Annotated in this window: 13 protein-coding genes and 1 pseudogene; 7 read left to right on the top strand and 7 right to left on the bottom strand. The window is 73.0% G+C overall.

The annotated features are described in order from the left end of the window. The first annotated feature begins 184 nt into the window (after window positions 1-184). The 3 genes from leuS to AOM46_RS02650 all read left to right on the top strand — a co-directional run bounded on the left by leuS (window position 185) and on the right by AOM46_RS02650 (window position 4672). Window positions 185-3037 carry a leucine--tRNA ligase gene (gene leuS / locus AOM46_RS02640; protein WP_062204963.1) on the top strand — a complete coding sequence of 951 codons (2853 nt, stop codon included), beginning with the start codon at window positions 185-187 and terminating at the stop codon, window positions 3035-3037. A gap of 78 nt (window positions 3038-3115) precedes the next feature. Further along, window positions 3116-3760, top strand: a complete 645-nt coding sequence (locus tag AOM46_RS02645) for a hypothetical protein (RefSeq protein ID WP_062204967.1) — start codon at window positions 3116-3118, stop codon at window positions 3758-3760. A 66-nt stretch (window positions 3761-3826) separates the two neighbouring features. Then, window positions 3827-4672 (top strand): DegV family protein, encoded by an 846-nt coding sequence (locus AOM46_RS02650; RefSeq protein ID WP_062204971.1) that lies wholly within the window; start codon window positions 3827-3829, stop codon window positions 4670-4672. Window positions 4673-4713: 41 nt separating this feature from the next. Here the strand turns inward: AOM46_RS02650 and holA are convergent, their stop codons facing one another. Next, window positions 4714-5709 carry a DNA polymerase III subunit delta gene (holA, locus tag AOM46_RS31520; protein WP_078856482.1) on the bottom strand — a complete coding sequence of 332 codons (996 nt, stop codon included), beginning with the start codon at window positions 5707-5709 and terminating at the stop codon, window positions 4714-4716. A 48-nt stretch (window positions 5710-5757) separates the two neighbouring features. On the opposite strand from holA, the gene AOM46_RS35070 reads away from it, so the two are divergent. Next, window positions 5758-5997 carry a hypothetical protein gene (locus AOM46_RS35070; protein WP_078856483.1) on the top strand — a complete coding sequence of 80 codons (240 nt, stop codon included), beginning with the start codon at window positions 5758-5760 and terminating at the stop codon, window positions 5995-5997. Window positions 5998-6145: 148 nt separating this feature from the next. Beyond that, entirely contained in the window at window positions 6146-6604 is a 459-nt protein-coding gene (locus AOM46_RS31530; protein WP_078856484.1) for a pyridoxamine 5'-phosphate oxidase family protein, read from the top strand. A gap of 278 nt (window positions 6605-6882) precedes the next feature. On the opposite strand, the pseudogene AOM46_RS31535 reads toward AOM46_RS31530, so the two are convergent. The 3 genes and pseudogenes from AOM46_RS31535 to rpsT all read right to left on the bottom strand — a co-directional run. After that, window positions 6883-8862 (bottom strand): annotated as a pseudogene (locus AOM46_RS31535) (ComEC/Rec2 family competence protein); the annotation flags it as partial. Between the two features lie 232 nt (window positions 8863-9094). Continuing rightward, entirely contained in the window at window positions 9095-9973 is an 879-nt protein-coding gene (locus tag AOM46_RS02660; protein ID WP_234313596.1) for a helix-hairpin-helix domain-containing protein, read from the bottom strand. Window positions 9974-10600: 627 nt separating this feature from the next. Next, window positions 10601-10867 (bottom strand): 30S ribosomal protein S20, encoded by a 267-nt coding sequence (rpsT, locus tag AOM46_RS02665; protein ID WP_062204977.1) that lies wholly within the window; start codon window positions 10865-10867, stop codon window positions 10601-10603. Between the two features lie 255 nt (window positions 10868-11122). Between rpsT and lepA the strand changes: the two genes are divergently transcribed. Continuing rightward, on the top strand, window positions 11123-12988 hold the full coding sequence (gene lepA / locus AOM46_RS02670) for a translation elongation factor 4 (RefSeq protein ID WP_062204980.1): 1866 nt from the start codon (window positions 11123-11125) through the stop codon (window positions 12986-12988). A 152-nt stretch (window positions 12989-13140) separates the two neighbouring features. Further along, window positions 13141-14994, top strand: coding sequence for a long-chain fatty acid--CoA ligase (locus AOM46_RS02675; protein ID WP_107079956.1), 1854 nt, complete (start codon window positions 13141-13143; stop codon window positions 14992-14994). A gap of 27 nt (window positions 14995-15021) precedes the next feature. Here the strand turns inward: AOM46_RS02675 and hemW are convergent, their stop codons facing one another. From hemW to AOM46_RS02690, 3 genes are read right to left on the bottom strand one after another with little or no spacing between them, the layout of a single operon-like run. Next, window positions 15022-16254 (bottom strand): radical SAM family heme chaperone HemW, encoded by a 1233-nt coding sequence (hemW, locus tag AOM46_RS02680; RefSeq protein WP_062204987.1) that lies wholly within the window; start codon window positions 16252-16254, stop codon window positions 15022-15024. Window positions 16255-16290: 36 nt separating this feature from the next. Beyond that, entirely contained in the window at window positions 16291-17148 is an 858-nt protein-coding gene (locus AOM46_RS02685) for a DUF3097 family protein (protein ID WP_062204989.1), read from the bottom strand. A gap of 32 nt (window positions 17149-17180) precedes the next feature. Then, window positions 17181-17972, bottom strand: coding sequence for an MBL fold metallo-hydrolase (locus tag AOM46_RS02690; protein ID WP_078856403.1), 792 nt, complete (start codon window positions 17970-17972; stop codon window positions 17181-17183). Window positions 17973-18077: the final 105 nt, after the last annotated feature.

The raw sequence follows: 18077 nt of genomic DNA on the forward strand, positions 1-18077 counted from the left end.
GGCGGCCCGGGCGAGTGCGCTACCCTGTCTTCCATGCGTGCCGTTGGCCTCCTTCTTCCGCGGCCGCGCTGAGCGAGACCTTCGACGCCGGCGCGGCCAGCCCCTCCTGTGCGAGGGGCTTTTTCATGGGCAGGCGCAGCCGGAACCGGTGAGGACCAACGAGGCTTAGGGGACTTCGAGGACGATGAGCGAGACACACAGGTACGACGCCGCGCTGGCCGCGAAGATCGAGGCGCACTGGCAGGAGCACTGGGAGCGCGAGGGCACCTTCCAGGCGCCCAACCCCGTCGGCGAACTGGACGACGACGCGGCGCAGGCCGCCAAGCCGAAGAAGTTCGTGATGGACATGTTCCCCTACCCCTCGGGTGCGGGTCTGCATGTGGGCCATCCGCTGGGCTATATCGCCACCGACGTGTACGCCCGCTTCCAGCGGATGACCGGCCACAACGTGCTGCACACCCTGGGCTACGACGCGTTCGGCCTGCCCGCCGAGCAGTACGCGGTGCAGACCGGCACCCACCCCCGGGTGTCCACCGAGGCCAATATCGAGACCTACCGTCGTCAGGTCCGCCGGCTGGGCCTGGGTTACGACGAGCGGCGTTCGTTCGCCACCATCGACCCGGAGTACTACCGCTGGACCCAGTGGATCTTCCTGCGGATCTTCAACTCCTGGTACGACACCGAGCAGGGCAGGGCCCGGCCCGTCGACGAGCTGATCGCCGAGTTCGCCGAGGGCGAGCGGAAGACCCCGGACGGCCGCCCCTGGGCCGAGCTGACCAACGTGGAACGCGCCGAGCTGCTGGGCCGGTACCGGCTGGCCTATGCCTCCGAGTCCCCCGTCAACTGGTGTCCGGGTCTCGGCACCGTGCTGGCCAACGAGGAGGTCACCGCCGACGGTCGCTCCGAGCGCGGCAACTTCCCGGTCTTCAAGTCCAAGCTGCGGCAGTGGAACATGCGGATCACCGCCTACGCCGACCGGCTGCTGGCCGATCTGGACACGGTCGACTGGCCCGAGGCGATCAAGCTGCAGCAACGCAACTGGATCGGCCGCTCCGAGGGCGCGCGGATCGCGTTCCAGGTGGGGGACAGGGACACCGGCGGCACCGGCACCGTCACCGTCTTCACCACCCGGCAGGACACCCTGTTCGGCGCCACCTACCTGGTGCTGGCCCCGGAACACCCGCTGGTGGACGATGTGCTGCCGGCCGCCTGGCCCGAGGGCACCAGGGACGCCTGGACGGGCGGCCACGCCACCCCGGCCGAGGCCGTCGCCGCCTACCGCAGGCAGGCCGGCGCCAAGTCCGACGTCGAGCGGCAGGCCGACGCCCGGGAGAAGACGGGCGTCTTCACCGGCGCCTTCGCCACCAACCCGGGCAACGGCGAGCGCATCCCGGTCTTTGTCGCCGACTATGTGCTGGTCGGCTACGGCACCGGCGCCATCATGGCGGTGCCGGCGCACGACAGCCGCGACTTCGCGTTCGCCCGCGCCTTCGAACTGCCCATGCGCTGCGTGGTGCAGCCCACGGACGGCCGGGGAACCGACACCGACACCTGGGACGACTCCTTCACCTCCCACGACGCGACGCTGGTCAACTCGGGGAACGACCAGGTGTCGCTGGACGGGCTGAGCGTGCCCGAGGCCAAGGCCCGCACCACCGCCTGGCTGCGGTCCACAGGGCTGGGCGAGGGCACCGTCAACTTCCGGCTGCGGGACTGGCTGTTCAGCCGCCAGCGGTACTGGGGCGAGCCCTTCCCCATCGTCTACGACGAGGACGGCGTGGCCCACGCGCTGCCCGACTCGATGCTGCCGCTGGAACTGCCAGAGGTGGAGAACTACTCGCCGCGCACCTTCGAGCCGGAGGACGCGGACACCGAGCCGGAGACCCCGCTGTCCCGGAACGAGGAGTGGACCCACGTCACCCTGGACCTGGGCGACGGGCCCAGGCGGTACCGCAGGGAGACCAACACCATGCCCAACTGGGCCGGGTCCTGCTGGTACCACCTGCGCTATCTGGACCCGCACAACGACCGGCAGCTGGTCGACCCCGAGGTCGAGAAGTACTGGATGTCCCCGCGCGAGGGCATGCCGTCCGGCGGCGTCGACCTGTATGTGGGCGGCTCCGAGCACGCGGTGCTGCACCTGCTGTACGCCCGGTTCTGGCAGAAGGTGCTGTTCGACCTGGGGCATGTCTCGGCGCCCGAGCCGTACCACAAGCTGTTCAACCAGGGCATGATCCAGGCGTATGTCTACCGCGACGCCCGGGGCTTCCCGGTCCCGGCGGCCGAGGTGGAGGAGCGCGACGGCGGCTACTACTTCGCCGGCGAGGCCGTCACCAAGGAACTGGGCAAGATCGGCAAGTCCCTGAAGAACGTCGTCTCCCCGGACGAGATCTTCGTCGCCTACGGCGCCGACACCCTGCGGCTCTACGAGATGGCGATGGGCCCGCTGGACGTCTCCCGACCCTGGGAGACGCGCGCCGTGGTCGGCCAGTACCGCCTGCTGCAGCGGATCTGGCGCAATGTGCTGGACGAGACGACCGGCGAGGTGACCGTGGTGGACACCGAGCCGGACGAGACCACCCTGCGGGTCACCCACAAGGCGATCCACGGCGTCAGCCAGGACCTGGACCAGCTGCGGTTCAACACGGCCATCGCCAAGATCACCGAGCTGAACAACCATGTCACCAAGCTGACCGAGGTGCCCAGGAGCACGGCCGAGACGCTGGTGCTGCTGGTCTCCCCGCTGGCCCCGCATATCGCGGAGGAGCTGTGGCGGCGGCTGGGCCACGAGGGCAGCGTCGCCCACCAGGACTTCCCGCTGGCCAATCCGGCCTATGTCGCGGACGAGACGGTCACCTGTGTCGTCCAGGTGCGCGGCAAGGTGCGGGCCCGTCTTGAGGTGGTGCCGGGGATCGCCGAGAGCGAGCTGGAGGCGCTGGCGCTGGCCGAACCGGCCGTCGTCCAGGCGCTGGGCGGCGCCGGGATCCGGAAAGTGATCGTGCGCGCGCCGAAGTTGGTCAACATCGTTCCCGCCTGAGCGCCGACCGCTCGGGGGTTGCCTCGGACGTCGACGCGACGTGGGGTCGTTGTCAGGACGAGGGCCTACTCTGGAGGTATGGAGGTGGCTCTCGTCCTGTTCTTCTTTCTGGCGCTGACCTTTGTCGCGTCGGCCATCGCGGTGCGGCGTGGCGTGCGCGCGCTGCAGCGCCGGGCGACCGTCGCGCGGCAGGAGCTGCGGCGCCGGGCCGGGGACGCGGCGCTCTCCGCCCGCGCCGCCCAGCCGGGCGCGGTGGGCGAGGTCGCCCGCACCCGCAAGGAGCTGCGGGCCAGCGTGGAGAGCGCCCGCGCGATCCTGCTGGCCGGCGTCGCGCACGACCCCTCGCTCGGCGAGGCGCTCGCGCTCAGCGAGCAGCTCGCCGGCCATGCCGCGCGGCTGGACGCCGAGCTGGCGGCGTTGGTCGTCGGCGGCGAGCGGGACCGCGCGTTGATCGCCGAGCGGCTGCCCGCGCTGCGGGCGCGCGCCGAGCGGATCCGGGCTTCGGCCATAGCGCTGCGCGAGGCGGCCAACGAGCGTGCCCGGCATGACGAGGGCGAGGATCTGGACACCCTGCAGGAGCGGATCACGCTGGAGGCCAAGGCGCTGCGGCACTGGGCGCCGACCGTCCCCGGGGCCGCCAGGCGGCCGAGCGGCCGGCCGGTCGACGGGCCGGCGTCCGGCGCCGAGGGCCGCCTGCCGGGCCCGGAGGAGGCGCGGGGCTGAGCCCGCCGGAACAGCGGTTCCGGACCGATCCGAGAAGGGGCGTCGCGCTCCGCTAGTCTCCGGTCTATGTCCCGCTCTGTCGCCATCATCACTGATTCCACGGCCTACCTGCCGCAACCGATGGTCGAGCGACACGGTGTAGTGGTCGTGCCGCTGACCGTGGTCCTGGGCGGCGAGGCACTGGAGGACGGCACCGACACGGCGGCGCGGCGGCTGGCCCAGGCGCTCGGCCAGAAGCAGTCGGTGACCACCTCCCGGCCGAGCCCGGCCGAGTTCGCCGAGGCGTACCGCGAGGCGGCCAGGGCGGGGGCGGGCGGCATCCTCTCGCTGCATCTGTCCTCCGAGATCTCCGGCACCTATGACGCGGCGCTGCTGGCGGCCCGCGAATCGCCGGTGCCGGTGCGGGTAGTGGACAGCGCGATGATCGCGATGGCGCTGGGCTTCAGCGTGCTGGCGGCCAGCGAAGTCGTGGCGGCGGGCGGCGGTCTCGACGAAGCGGTCGCCGCGGCCGTCAAACGCGCCGAGGCGACGCGGGCCGTCTTCTATGTCGACACCCTGGAACATCTGCGGCGCGGTGGCCGCATCGGCACGGCACAGGCGCTGTTCGGCTCGGCGCTGTCGGTGAAGCCGCTGCTGGAACTGTCGGGGGGGCGGATCGAGCCGCTGGAGAAGGTGCGCACCGCGTCCCGCGCCATCGCCCGCCTTGAGGAACTGGCGGTGGAGCACGCCGGCTCGGGACCCGTCGATGTCGCGGTGCACCACCTCGCGGCGGAGGAACGGGCCACCCAGCTCGCCGAACGGCTGCGGGGACGGCTGCCGGGCCTGGTGGAGCTGCATGTCAGCGAGGTGGGCGCCGTGTTGGGCGCCCACACGGGCCCGGGCCTCCTGGGCGCGATCGTCTCACCCCGATAGGACTCCCGGCCGGACAGCGTTCCCGGCGGGTGGGCCGGGGGTCAACGGCGGGCGTGGGCGATGGTGATGACGGCGCGCTCCAGGGCGTAGCCCGGGTCGTAGCCGCCGCCCTTGACGGCCGCGTCCGCATCGGCGACGGCGCGCAGCGCCGTGGCCACGCCGTCGGCGGACCACCCACGGGCCTGCTGCCGCACCCGGTCCACCTTCCAGGGCGGCATCCCCAACTCCCGGGCCAGATCGGCCGGCCGCATGCCGCCGGGGGCACCGGCCAGCTTGCCGATGGCCCGCACGCCCTGCGCCAACGCGCTGGTGACCAGGACGGGGGCCACCCCGGTGGCCAACGCCCAGCGCAGCGCCTCCAACGCGTCCGCCGTGCGCCCCTCGACCGCGCGGTCCGCCACCGTGAAGCTCGACGCCTCGGCCCGGCCGGTGTAGTAGCGGGCGACCACCTCGTCGTCGATGGTGCCCTCGATATCGGAGGACAGCTGCGCGCAGGCCGACGCCAGCTCGCGCAGATCCCCGCCGATGGCGTCCACCAGGGCCTGGCAGGCGGCCGGCGTGGCGCTGCGCCCCAGCGCCCTGAACTCCCCCCGGACGAACCCCAACCGATCGGCCGGCTTTGTCATCTTGGGACAGGCGACCTCGGCGGCGCCCGCCTTCCGGGCCGCGTCCAGCAGGCCCTTGCCCTTGACGCCGCCGGCGTGCACCAGCACCAGGCTGATCTCCTCGGCGGGCGCCGTCAGGTAGTTCTTGACGTCCTTGACCGTGTCGGCGGCGAGATCCTGCGCCTGGCGGACCACCACCACCTTCCGCTCGGCGAAGAGCGAGGGGCTGGTCAGCTCCGCCAGCGTGCCGGGACGGAGATCGGGCGCCATCAGCTCCCGCACATCCGTATCGGGATCGCCGGCCCTGGCCGCCTGGACCACCTCCCGCACGGCGCGATCGAGCAGCAGCTCCTCCTGGCCCACCGCGAGCGTGACCGCGGCCGGACCGCCGCCGTCGTTCCTACTGCCCCTGCCAACCATGCGGCTCAGCATCCCACGCGCCACTGACAGCGGCGGAACCGAGCGCGGGAGAATGGGCCGGTGACTGACGCGCGACACATCCTGGTGCTGCCCGACCGCGAGACGGCGGAGGAGGTGGCGGAGAAGGTGGCCGAGCTGCTGCGGCTGGCCGAGGAGCCCGAGCCGGTGCGGGACGCCCTCGCCGGCGAGGACGACGCCGAGGACGCCCAGTGGCTGGTGGTCGTGGAGAGCGAAGTGTCCGACCCGGCCGCCCTGGCCACCCTCGCCGAGGCCCACGAGGGCTGGCTGGAACGGGACTGACGCCTCACCTCGGAAGGGGACTGACGCCCCCCGTCCCCGAGGAACCGCGCCCGAGCAACCACGGCCGGCCGGCGAGGCGTTGGCCAGGACACGACCTAGGACCATGGGCCGATCCGTCCGCCCGGCCTCCCGAAGTAGCCTCGGGATCATGGTTGACGGGAAGCCGGAGCCGCGAACTCCGGAGCGACGCAAGCGAGATGTGCTGACCCGGCTCTCCGAGGACCAGGATGTCTGGGTGGCGACCGCGGACCTGGCGGGTGAGCCCTGTCTGGTGCCGCTCTGCTTCCTCTGGTGGGATGAGACCCTGCTGATGGCCACCAAGGCCGGCAACCCCACCGCCCGGAACATCGCGGCCAACGGGCGCGCCACCCTGAGCCTGGGGCACACCAGGGATGTGGTGCTGATCGAGGCCACCGCCGAACCGGTGGCGCCCGGGGCCGTGGACGCGGCCGAGGCCGCCGCCTTCCGGGGCAAGCTGGGCTGGGACGCGACGGACCGGCCGGGCTGGGCCTCGCTGCGTTTCCGCCCCCGGACCATCCGGGCCTGGCGCGAGTCGAACGAACTGCGCGGACGCCAGCTGATGCGCGACGGACGGTGGTTGGTCTGAACCCGCCCGCCGCGCACCACCCCCAGCGGGGCGCCGGACGCGCTCTCGGCGACCGCGAGGGCTCCGTCGACATCGGTGCGCAGCACCACGGCACCCGACGCGGTCAGCGCCTCGACGGTGCTCGGCGCCGGGTGGCCGTAGCCGTTGTCCGCGCCGGCCGAGATCAGGGCCAGCCGGGGCCTTAGCCGCTGGAGCAGCGGAGGGTGCTGGCGGCCCGAGCCATGGTGCGGAACCTTGAGCACATCGACCTCGGGCAGCTCCGGGTTGGCCGCCAACAACGCCTCCTGGCCCAGCGGTTCGAGATCGCCAGGCAGCAGGATGGTCAACCCGCCGCTGCGCAACAGCAGGGTGACGCTGGCATCGTTGGCGCCCAGCCCACGGGCCCTGGCGTCGTCCGGCGGCCAGAGCATCCGCCAGCTCAGCTCGCCGCCCAGCCGGTGCTCCCCTGGCGCGGCGGGGAGCACCGGGACGCCCGCCTCGGCCGCCAGCCGCGCCACCCGCTCCGCCTGGTCCGCCGGCTCCGGCAGCGGGCTCGTCCGGATCGCCGCGACCTCTCTGCCGCGCAGCACTCCCGGCAGGCCGGCCACATGATCGGCGTGGAAATGGCTCAGCACGAGCAGCGGGACGTGACGCACCTCCAGCCGGCGCAGACAGCGATCCACGGCCGCCGGATCGGGCCCGGCATCGACGACCAGAGCCGTATGGGCCCCGGCGGCCAGCACCAGTGCGTCGCCCTGACCCACATCGCAGGCCACCAGCCGCCAGCCCGGCGGCGGCCAGCCGGTCAGCAGCCGGGGCAGCGGGGCGGGACGGAACACGGCGACCAACAGCAGCACCACGCCGACCACCGCCCCGGCACGGCGCCTGGCGGCGCCGGCGGCCAGGACCAGCAGCCCCACGCTGACGGCTGCCAGCAGCGCGGCACCCCACCAACCGGCGGGCCAGGCCAACTCGGCGCCGGGAAGGGCGGCTCCGCGCCTGGCCACCGTGGCGATCCAGCGCCCCGGCCAGGACGCCAGCCAGGCCAGGGCCGCGGCCAGCGGCGGCAGCAGTGGCGCGCTGAGCAGGACCGCCCACCCCAGCACCAGCAACGGGGCCACCACCGGCGCGACCAGCAGATCGCAGGGAATGGCCACCAGGCTCACCTGACCGGCGAAGACCGTGATCACCGGGGCACAGACCAGCTGGGCCGCGCCGGCCACCGCCAGCGCCTCGGCGAGCCGGCCGGGCACTCCCCGGCGGCGCAGGGCCAGGCTCCAGCGCGGCGCCAGCAACAGCAGGGCCGCCGTGGCCAGAACGGAGAGCAGGAAACCGAAGGACCGCGCCAGCCGTGGATCGTGCAGCACCAGCAGCAGGGTGGCGGCGGCCAGGGCGGGCAGCAGCGCCCGATGCCGGCCGGTGGCGATGGCCAGCAGCGCGATGCCGCCGCAGACCGCGGCCCGCAGCACGCTGGGGCCCGGCCGGCAGACCAGCAGAAAGGCCACCAACAGCGCCCCGCCCAGCAGCGCGGTGCCGCGCAGCGGCAGGCCCAACCGCACGGCCAGGCCGCCGCGTTCGGCTCGGGAGGCGCTGGCCGGCGTGCCGATCAGCACGGCGAAGAGGATCGCCAGATGCCCTCCGCTGACCACGATGAGATGGCTGAGCCCGGTGGCCCGCACCGCCTCGGCCAGCTCGGCCGGGATGGCCGAGGCATCGCCGATGATCAGCGCCGGCAGCAGTGCGGCGGCGTCCGCCGGCAGCGCGGAGACGGCCTCGCGCAGCCGGGCGCGGAGGGCGCCGGCGAGCCGCTGGGCGGTGGAGGGACCGGCGATGATCTCGGGCTCGGACGCGTCGGCGACGCGCAGCACGGCGGCGAACTCGTCGGCACGGCCCGGGATGGGCTCCCCGACCCTGGCGGTCAACCGGAGCCCGGTGGACGGAAGCAGGGCGAGCCAGGGCTCGGCCCGCTCGGCCTCGACCACCACCAGCACCGGGTCGGCCGTCGACCAGACCGCGCCGTCCGCGGTGCCGACGCGGCGCACCTCGGCCGTCAGCAGCACCGGACGCTCCCGCTCCGGCTGCCCCGCGCGCTCCTTGGCCTGGCGCGGGTCCCCGCCGAGCCTGACCTCGACCGAGACCTCCCGGCCCGTCAGCTCCGGCAGCGGCCCCGAGCCGACCGAGGCGCGATGGGCCCCGGCCGCCGCACCGCCGGCCGCCGCACAGAGCAGGACCAGGCTGACGGCCGTCACCAGGGGGCGGGGGCGGCGGCGCAGCGCCATGCCCAGCAGCACCAGGCCGGCCAGGCAGCAGCCGATCGACCAACAGGCGGTGGCGCGCCCTGGCAGCTCCCAGGCGAGGGCGGCGGAGCCCCAGGCCGAGGCGGCGGGCGGGACCAGCCGCAGATCCAGCGCGCGCCTCTCCGGCTGGCCGGTACGGGCCGGCCACTCGGCGAACGTCGGGGCGGGCGGGCTCGTCGGGCCCGACGAGCGGGGGATCGGCGACGGCCGACGCTCAGAGGGTGACACGGTCCCTCAGCTCCGCGAGGCGCCGTTCGCCGATCCCGGTGACCTCGCTCAGCTGGTCGATGGCCGTGAATCCGCCACGCTGCTGTCGATGGCCGACGATCTCCTGGGCCAACACCGGGCCGATGCCGGGGAGTTCCTCCAACTGCTCGGGGGTGGCCGAGTTGAGGCTGACCGGCCCCGTGGGCTGCCCGGACCGGCCCGGCGGTGGCGCCGCGCCCCCGGGCCAGGACGGTGGTGGATCGCCGCCCACCAGCAGCTGCTCCCCGTCGACCAACAGCCGGGCCTGGTTGAGCCCTTCGGCATCCGCCGGCGTCAGCGGCCCGCCGGCGGCGGCCAGCGCGTCGGCCACCCGGGAGCCGGCGGGCAGCGGATAGAGCCCGGGGGCGCGGACCTCGCCCGCCACATCCACCACCACATCGGGCAGCCGCTCGCCCGCGCCGCCCACGGCGGACGGATCGGCGACGGACGAGGCGCCCGCCCCAGCGTCCGCGCCGGAGTGCGTGGAAGCGGCGGGGCCGCCATGGGCCGCCTCGGCCGGCTCGGCGACGGAGACCGCGCGCGCCCGCCCCGCCCAGAAGTGGTGGGCGGCCAGCCCACCGGCGACGACCAGCACCACCAACAGCGCCAACAGGGCTCTCGGCTCCAGGCCACAGCGGAGCCGCAGCCAGGAGGGCATCCGCTCGGCGAACCCCAGCCGCAGCCGAAGCCACCAGGACAGGCGCGGCCCGGCCACCGGCGGGGCCGCGCCCGAAGCGTCGGGCGTATCGACCGATGACTCCGCGGGCGCCGACGACCCGACGGGCACCGAGGGCGCCGCGTCAGCCGACGCGTCGGGGAACAGCGCCGCCGCCCGGCCGGCCAACACCGGCGACGGGATCCCGCTCGGGCCCGAGAACCGGGAGCGCCGGGGGGCGGCATGCCGCCCGGGCCCCCGCCCCGCCGCACCGCCGGGCCGGGCTCCGGCCCCACCACCACGCCCCCGCCCTCGCGCCCGACGAACTCCACCGCCCGTACCGGTGCCGCCACCGGCACCAGCATCAGCACCGGCACCAGCACGGCGATCATCCAGATCCTCCCGGCCGTTCCTGCTCTCCCGGCCGTCCCACAGTTGTGTATCCATGGCCGGGAAGGTAGCCGTTTCTCACTCTCCGTGACGGATTGGCCGCGGATCTGTGGATAACCCGGCCCCTGTGGAAAACCCCGTCACCCTCCTGGGTGGATCCCACCGGCGACGTACCGGCCCCCCGTTCAGGACCGGCGACGTACCGGCCCCCCGTCCAGGACCGCGCGGGCGGAAGGCGTGGGCCCGACGCGGGCATGGCGAAGGCCCCGGCCGCCTGTTCGGCGGTCGGGGCCTTCGTCGTGTGATCTTGGTGGGCGGTGGGCACCGCACCCGCGTGGCGAACTTGGGATCAGCGTGGTGCCCGATGGGCGTCGGCCGGCGCGGAGAGAGGGGCCGCTGAGGCCGGGCCGATGCCGCTGTCGCGCCCGATCAGCCCTGGAGCGCGTTGACCCGAGCAGCCAGGGCGGACTTCTTGTTGGCCGCGTTGTTGGGGTGCAGCACACCCTTGCTGACGGCCTTGTCCAGCTTCTGGGCGGCGGTCCGGCGAGCGGCCTCGGCCTGCTCGTAGTCGCCGTTGGCGGCGGCCTCACGGGCCCGCCGGATCGCGGTCTTGACCTCGGACTTGATCGCCTGGTTGCGCAGCCGGGCCTTCTCGTTGGTCTTGATCCGCTTGATCTGGGACTTGATGTTCGCCACGAATGAGCCTTTGCAGGTTCGAGAAGAATTCGAGAGAGCCGAGAGCGTTCGGCGCCCGAATGGTTCGGATGTATCGGTCGAGCAGCGGATGGACTGTTCGTTGCCGGTGGAGCACCCCCGGCGGCCATCCCGCACCAGGGGCAGTGGACCAGCCTACCAGCGCCCCCGGTCGCCTTCCGCATCGGGCTCCGCCCCCCGCGCATGGGACCATGGGGGCGACCAAGCCACGACCGCCATTCACCGACAGGACCCCGCGTGCCCGCGATCCCCTCGAACGCGCCGGAGCCCAGCCGTACCGCCCCGGCCCTGATTCGCAACTTCTGCATCATCGCGCACATCGACCACGGCAAGTCCACCCTCGCCGACCGGATGCTCCAGCTGACCGGCGTGGTCGATCAGCGGCAGATGCGCGCCCAGTACCTCGACCGGATGGATATCGAGCGCGAGCGTGGCATCACGATCAAGTCCCAGGCGGTCCGGATGCCCTGGGGCGCCGAGGACGGCACGGCCCATGTGCTGAACATGATCGACACCCCTGGCCATGTGGACTTCACCTACGAGGTGTCCCGTTCGCTGGCCGCCTGTGAGGGCTGCATCCTGCTGGTGGACGCCGCCCAGGGCATCGAGGCGCAGACCCTGGCCAACCTCTATCTGGCCATGGAGAACGACCTCACGATCATCCCCGTCCTCAACAAGATCGATCTGCCGGCCGCCCAACCGGAGAAGTTCGCCGCCGAGTTGGCGCATCTGATCGGCTGCGATCCCGGGGATGTGCTGCGCGTCTCGGCCAAGACCGGCGAGGGCGTGGAAGCGCTCCTCGACGAGGTGATCCGGCAGGTGCCGGCGCCCGTCGGCGTGGCGGACGCCCCCGCCCGCGCGATGATCTTCGACTCGGTCTACGACGCCTACCGGGGCGTGGTCACCTACGTGAAGATGGTGGACGGACGGCTCGGCAGGCGCGAGCGGATCCAGATGATGTCCACCGGCGCCACCCACGAGCTGCTGGAGATCGGGGTGAACTCCCCGGAGATGACCCCGGCCGACGGCCTCGCCGTGGGTGAGGTGGGCTATCTGATCACCGGGGTGAAGGACGTCAGACAGTCCAAGGTCGGTGACACCGTCACCCTCCAGCGCCATGGCGCCACCGAGGCGCTGGGCGGCTACAAGGACCCCAAGCCCATGGTGTTCTCCGGGCTGTACCCGATCGACGGCTCCGACTATCCGGCGCTCCGCGACGCGTTGGAGAAGCTGCAGCTCAACGATGCCGCGCTGGTCTACGAGCCGGAGACCTCGGCCGCGCTCGGCTTCGGCTTCCGGGTGGGCTTTCTGGGGCTGCTGCATCTGGAGGTCATCCGTGAGCGGTTGGAGCGCGAATTCGGTCTTGATCTGATCGCGACCGCACCGAACGTGGTCTATCAGGTGACCATGGAGGACGGCGCCGAGTTCACCGTCACCAACCCGAGCGAGTATCCGGGCGGCAAGATCGCCGAGGTCCGCGAGCCGGTGGTGCGGGCGACGTTGATCGCGCCCAGCGAGTTCATCGGCGCGATCATGGAGCTCTGCCAGAACCGCAGGGGCGCGCTCCAGGGGATGGACTACCTCTCCGAGGAGCGCGTCGAGCTGCGCTACACGCTGCCGCTGGCGGAGATCGTCTTCGACTTCTTCGACGCGCTGAAGTCCAAGACCAGGGGCTATGCCTCGCTGGACTACGAGCCCACGGGCGAGACGGCCGCCGCGCTGGTCAAGGTCGACATCCTGCTGCACGGCGACAAGGTCGACGCGTTCTCCGCGATCGTGCACAAGGACAAGGCGTATGCCTACGGGGTGCGGATGGCCGGCAAGCTGCGGGAGCTCATCCCCAGGCAGCAGTTCGAGGTCCCCATCCAGGCGGCCATCGGCTCGCGGGTGATCGCGCGGGAGACGGTGCGCGCCATTCGTAAGGATGTGCTCTCGAAGTGCTACGGCGGCGACATCTCCCGTAAGCGCAAGCTCCTGGAGAAGCAGAAGGAGGGCAAGAAGCGGATGAAGATGGTCGGCCGGGTGGAGGTCCCCCAGGAGGCGTTCATCGCCGCGCTCTCCTCCGACTCCGACGGGGGCGGCGAGGCGAAAGGTAAGAAGTAGCACAACAACCAGGGGCACCTGACTGTTGGCCGTCCCCCTTACATGTGAGGGCCCGGCCGCTTAGTCTGTTCGCCCCAGCGGGAAGTTACCCGCAGGTCACCCCCGTTGCACTGCGGCACCCGGAGGAAGTCGTGAGCGTGAATGAGCAGGCCATGAAGAAGCGGCCCCCGTCCGTGGCGCACGTGTTTCTCGATCGGGTGGCGGCCACCCCGGAACGCGAGGCGTTCCGTTACCCGGTGCCCAGCGCCGGGGGCGGTCCCGACGAGTGGCGCAGCTACACCTGGGAGGAGGCCGGCACCCGGGTCTTCGCCATCGCCGCCGGGCTGATGGACCTCGGGGTACGCCCCGAGGAGCGGGTGGCGATAGCCTCCAGCACCCGGGTGGACTGGGTGCTGGCCGACCTGGGGATCATGTGCGCCGGCGCGGCGACCACCACGGTCTACCCGCAGACGGACGCCGAGGAGACGGCGTTCATCCTGGCCGACTCGGGCAGCCGGGTCGTGTTCGCGGAGGACGCCGAGCAGCTGGCCAAGGTGCGGGAGCGCCGCGCCGAGCTGCCCGAGGTGGTCCATGTCGTCGTGCTGGAGGGCGACGACGCGGTCGCCGCCGACGGGGACCCGGACGGCTGGGTGCTCTCGCTCGCCGACCTCGCCGAGCGCGGCGCCCGCTATCTGGCGGACAAGCCGGACGCGGTCAAGGACACCGTCTCCGCGCTCCGCGGCGACCAGCTGGCCACCCTGATCTACACCTCGGGCACCACCGGCCGCCCCAAGGGCGTGCGGCTGCGCCAGGACACCTGGTCCTACATGGGGTACGGCATCGAGCAGATCGAGATGATGCTGCCCGACGACGTGCAGTACCTGTGGCTGCCGCTGGCGCACGTCTTCGGCAAGGTGCTGCTGGCGGCCCATGTCAAGGTCGGGCATGTGCTGGCCGTCGACGGCCGGGTCGACAAGATCATCGAGAACCTGCCGGCGGTCCAGCCCACCGCGATGTGCGCGGTGCCGCGCATCTTCGAGCGGGTGTACAACGGCGTGGCCGCCAAGGCGAAGGCCGGCGGCGCCGCGAAGTACAAGATCTTCACCTGGGCCGCCCAGGTGGCCAGGGACTACGCGCGTGTCTCCCAGGACAACCACCGGCGCACCGGGCGGGCCTCCGTCCCCACGGGGCTGGCGATCAAGCACCGGATCGCGGACAAGCTGGTCTTCGCCAAGATCCGCGCCGCCTTCGGCGGCCGGATGAAGGCCTGTGTCTCCGGCTCCGCCAGGCTTACCCCCGAGCTGGGCTTCTTCTTCACCGGCGCCGGCATTCCCATTCTGGAGGGCTACGGGCTCACCGAGTCGGCCGCGGCCAGCTTCGTCAACCGCCGGGAGAGCAACCGCGTCGGCACCGTCGGCAAGGCGCTGCCCGATCTTGAGGTGCGGATCGCCGACGACGGCGAGGTGCTGCTGCGCGGCCCCGGCATCATGGACGGCTACCACGGCCGGCCCGAGCTCACCGCCGAGGTGCTGACGGAGGACGGCTGGTTCCACACCGGGGACATCGGCGAGGTCTCCGACGACGGGTACCTCAAGATCACCGACCGCAAGAAGGACCTCTTCAAGACCTCGCTCGGCAAGTATGTGGCGCCGACCGAGATCGAGGGCCGGTTCAAGGTGGTCTGCCCCTATGTCTCCTCGATGCTGGTGATCGGCGCCGGACGGAAGTTCTGTTCCGCGCTGATCGCGCTGGACGAGGTGGCCCTGACGGCCTGGGCCAAGGAGAACGGCGTCTCGGGCGACTACCCGCAGATCGTCGCGGACCAGCGCACGGTGGCCCTGATCGACGGCTATGTCGAGCAGCTCAACGGCACGCTCCAGCGCTGGCAGACGATCAAGACCTTCCGGCTGCTGCCCCGCGAGCTGGACATCGAGCACGGCGAGTTGACCCCGAGCCTCAAGCTCAAGCGGCCCGTCGTCGAGGGCGAGTACCAGCACCTGATCGAGGAGATGTACCCGACGCCGTAACGCCCGGCCCCCGCCGGCCCCGTCCGGTCAGTCCACCAGATCCCGCACCAGGGCATCGGCCAGCAGACGGCCGCGCAGCGTGAGCGCCGCGCGGCCGTCGGCATGGGCGTCGGGGCGCAACAGACCGTCGGCCAGCGCGCGTTCGGCCGCCGCGCGCCCCTCGGGGCGCAGCAACGTCAACGGGCAGCCGTCGACCAGCCGCAGCTCAAGCAGCACCCGTTCCACCCGCTGGTCCTCGGGCGTCAGCAGCTCCCGGCCGGCGCCCGGCGAACGCCCCTCGGCCAGGGCCTGCGCATAGGCGCCCGGATGCTTGACGTTCCACCAGCGGACCCCGCCGACATGGCTGTGCGCGCCGGGGCCGGCGCCCCACCAGTCGGCGCCCGTCCAGTACAGCTCGTTGTGCCGGCAGCGGCCGGCCGGCGTCGTGGCCCAGTTGGACACCTCGTACCAGGAGAAGCCGGCCGCCGACAGCACCCGGTCCGCCTGGAGGTAGCGGTCGGCGTGCACGTCCTCGTCGGTCATCGGCACCTCGCCCCGGCGCACCCGCTGCCCGAGCCTGGTGCCCTCCTCCACGATCAGCGAATAGGCGGAGACATGGTCGGGACCGGCGCCGATGGCCGCCTCAAGGGAGGCCCCCCAGTCCGCCTCGCTCTCGCCTGGGGCCCCGTAGATCAGGTCGAGATTGACATGTTCGAAGCCGGCCGCCCGCGCCTCGGCGACGGCCAGCTCGGGGCGGCCCGGGGTGTGGGTGCGCTCCAGCAGCCGCAGCACATGGGGGCGGGCGCTCTGCATCCCGAACGAGATCCGGTTGAACCCGGCGGCGCGCAGCGCGGCGAGACCGGCCGCGTCCACCGAATCGGGGTTGGCCTCGGTGGTGACCTCGGCGTCGGCGGCGAGACCGAACTCCTGGCGCACCGCGTCCAGCATCCGCCCCAGGTCGGCCGGCGGCAGCAGGGTGGGGGTGCCGCCGCCGACAAAGACGGTGGCCACCCGGCGGGCGTCGTCCCCGAGCACCTTTCTGGCCAGCCGCACCTCGTCCGTCAGCACCGCCGCGTAGTTCTCCCGGGAGGCCAGCGCCCCGCCGGAGCCGCGCAGCTCCTGGGCGGTGTAGGTGTTGAAGTCGCAGTAGCCGCAGCGGGTCGCGCAGTAGGGCACATGCAGATAGAAGGCGAGCGGCCGATCGGCGGCGCCGGCCAGCGCGGACGGCGGCAGCGCGCCGTCCTCGGGCATGGGCTCACCATCGGGCAGGGCGGAGGGCATACCTGCCATTGTCCGGCATCCGCCGGGCGCGCCCGCTCAGGCCCGGGGAGTGCCGGCCGGGCCGCCGACCGTGACATGGTCGATCAGATGCTCCACCGGGCCGAGGAGGCCCGGGTCGAGATCCCGGAAGTCCCGCACGCTCCGCAGCACCCGCTGCCAGGCGGCGCCGGTGTTGGAGGGCCAGCCGAGCGCCCGGCAGACGCCCGTCTTCCAGTCCTGGCCGCGCGGCACCCGGGGCCAGCCGGGGATGCCGACGGCCGCCGGCTTGACCGCCGCCCAGATGTCCACGAACGGGTGCCCGACCACCAGCACCAGATCCTCGCCGTACTCCGCGCGCACCGCCTCGGCGATCCGCCACTCCTTGGAACCCGGCACCAGATGGTCGACCAGCACGCCCAGCCTGGCCTCCGGCGAGGGCCCGAACTCCCTGACCACCGACGGCAGATCGTCCACCCCTGCCAGGAACTCCACCACCACGCCCTCGGCCCGCAGATCGTCGCCCCAGACCCGCTCCACCAGCTCCGCGTCGTGCCGGCCCTCCACAAAGATCCGGCCGGCGCGCGCCACCCTGGCGCGCGCCGGGGGCGGCGCCACCGAACCCGAGGCGGTGCGCGCCGGGCGCCTGGGCGCCGCGGGCGCGGGGCGCACCAGCGTCACCTCGCGCCCCTCCAGCAGAAAGCCGCGCGCCACCATGGGGAAGACCCGATGCCCGCCGAACCGGTCCTCCAGGGTGACGGTCGGCCCCTCGGCCGTCTTCTCCCAGCGGATCACGGCCCCGCAGAACCCGGTGGTCACCTCCTCGACCACCAGACCCGGCTCGGCCGGCACCTCGGGCACGGCCCGGGGACGTTTCCACGGCGGGGTCAGATCCGGATCATAGGAACGCGCGCGCATGCCCTCATTCGATCACGCGCGGCCTTCGACGGTCAGCCCGATGCGCCCCCGAAGCGCTCGGCCAGCGCGGCCCGTTGGGCCCGGACGAACGCCGCGTCCACCACCGCGCCATGGCCCGGCACATAGCGGGCGTCGGGGCCGCCCGCCGCCAGCAGCCGGTCCAGCGCGGCCGGCCAGCGGGCGGGGACGGCGTCCGGGCCGGCCTGGGGTTCGCCGGACTCCTCCACCAGATCGCCGCAGAAGACAACGCCGGGGTCCGCGTCCTCGCCGTCCGTCACCAGCACCGCCAGATCATGGCTGGAATGCGCGGGCCCCAGATTCAGCAGGGTGACCCGCCGGCCGTTGCCGAGCGGCAGCACCAGCCGGTCGTCCACCAGCCGGTCGGGCGCCCGGAGCGCACGCCGGGCGCGTTCCGCCTCGGCCGGGTCGACGCCGTGCCGTACCGCGTCGGCGGCCAGCTCCCGGTCCCCGGCCGACCAGGGCGGGGTGTGTCCCGCCGGGGCGAGGAGCTCGGCCTCGGGGAAGGAGCCGGCGCCCAGCACATGGTCGAAGTGCGGATGGGTGACCGCCAGCCAGCGCACCGGCGCCGCCGAGAACCCCGCCACCTCCCGACGCAACCGGTCACCCACGGTCAACGACGGCCCCACGTCCACCAGCAGCACGCCGTCCGCGCCGAGCACCGCGCCCACCGTCTCGTCCCAACCCGACAGCCGTCGGCGGCGGATCCCCGGCGCGATCCGCTGCCATCCGGCGGCCGTTCCCGGCGACCCCTCGTCCGGAAGGCCGTCCAAGTGGCCGTCCCCGTGGCCGTTCTCGTTCGTCATGGCGGCGACGCTATCGACCCGGTATGGGCCGGGTGTCGACCGGATCCGTTCTCGGTTCGGTCCCCGCCGCTCGTTCCCTGGGCGGGCTACCCGGCCGTACACTGG

Source organism: Streptomyces sp. NBRC 109706 (genome assembly GCF_000974485.1).
In the GTDB taxonomy this organism is placed as follows: Bacteria; Actinomycetota; Actinomycetes; order Streptomycetales; family Streptomycetaceae; genus Streptomyces.

Coding starts and splice junctions, on each gene's coding strand:
- hemW (WP_062204987.1), bottom strand. CDS start 16,254: ATGCCCTCCGCCCTGCCCGATGGTGAGCCCATGCCCGAGGACGGCGCG.
- AOM46_RS02685 (WP_062204989.1), bottom strand. CDS start 17,148: ATGCGCGCGCGTTCCTATGATCCGGATCTGACCCCGCCGTGGAAACGT.
- holA (WP_078856482.1), bottom strand. CDS start 5,709: ATGCTGAGCCGCATGGTTGGCAGGGGCAGTAGGAACGACGGCGGCGGT.
- AOM46_RS02645 (WP_062204967.1), top strand. CDS start 3,116: ATGGAGGTGGCTCTCGTCCTGTTCTTCTTTCTGGCGCTGACCTTTGTC.
- AOM46_RS02690 (WP_078856403.1), bottom strand. CDS start 17,972: ATGACGAACGAGAACGGCCACGGGGACGGCCACTTGGACGGCCTTCCG.
- AOM46_RS02675 (WP_107079956.1), top strand. CDS start 13,141: ATGAAGAAGCGGCCCCCGTCCGTGGCGCACGTGTTTCTCGATCGGGTG.
- leuS (WP_062204963.1), top strand. CDS start 185: ATGAGCGAGACACACAGGTACGACGCCGCGCTGGCCGCGAAGATCGAG.
- AOM46_RS02650 (WP_062204971.1), top strand. CDS start 3,827: ATGTCCCGCTCTGTCGCCATCATCACTGATTCCACGGCCTACCTGCCG.
- AOM46_RS31530 (WP_078856484.1), top strand. CDS start 6,146: ATGGTTGACGGGAAGCCGGAGCCGCGAACTCCGGAGCGACGCAAGCGA.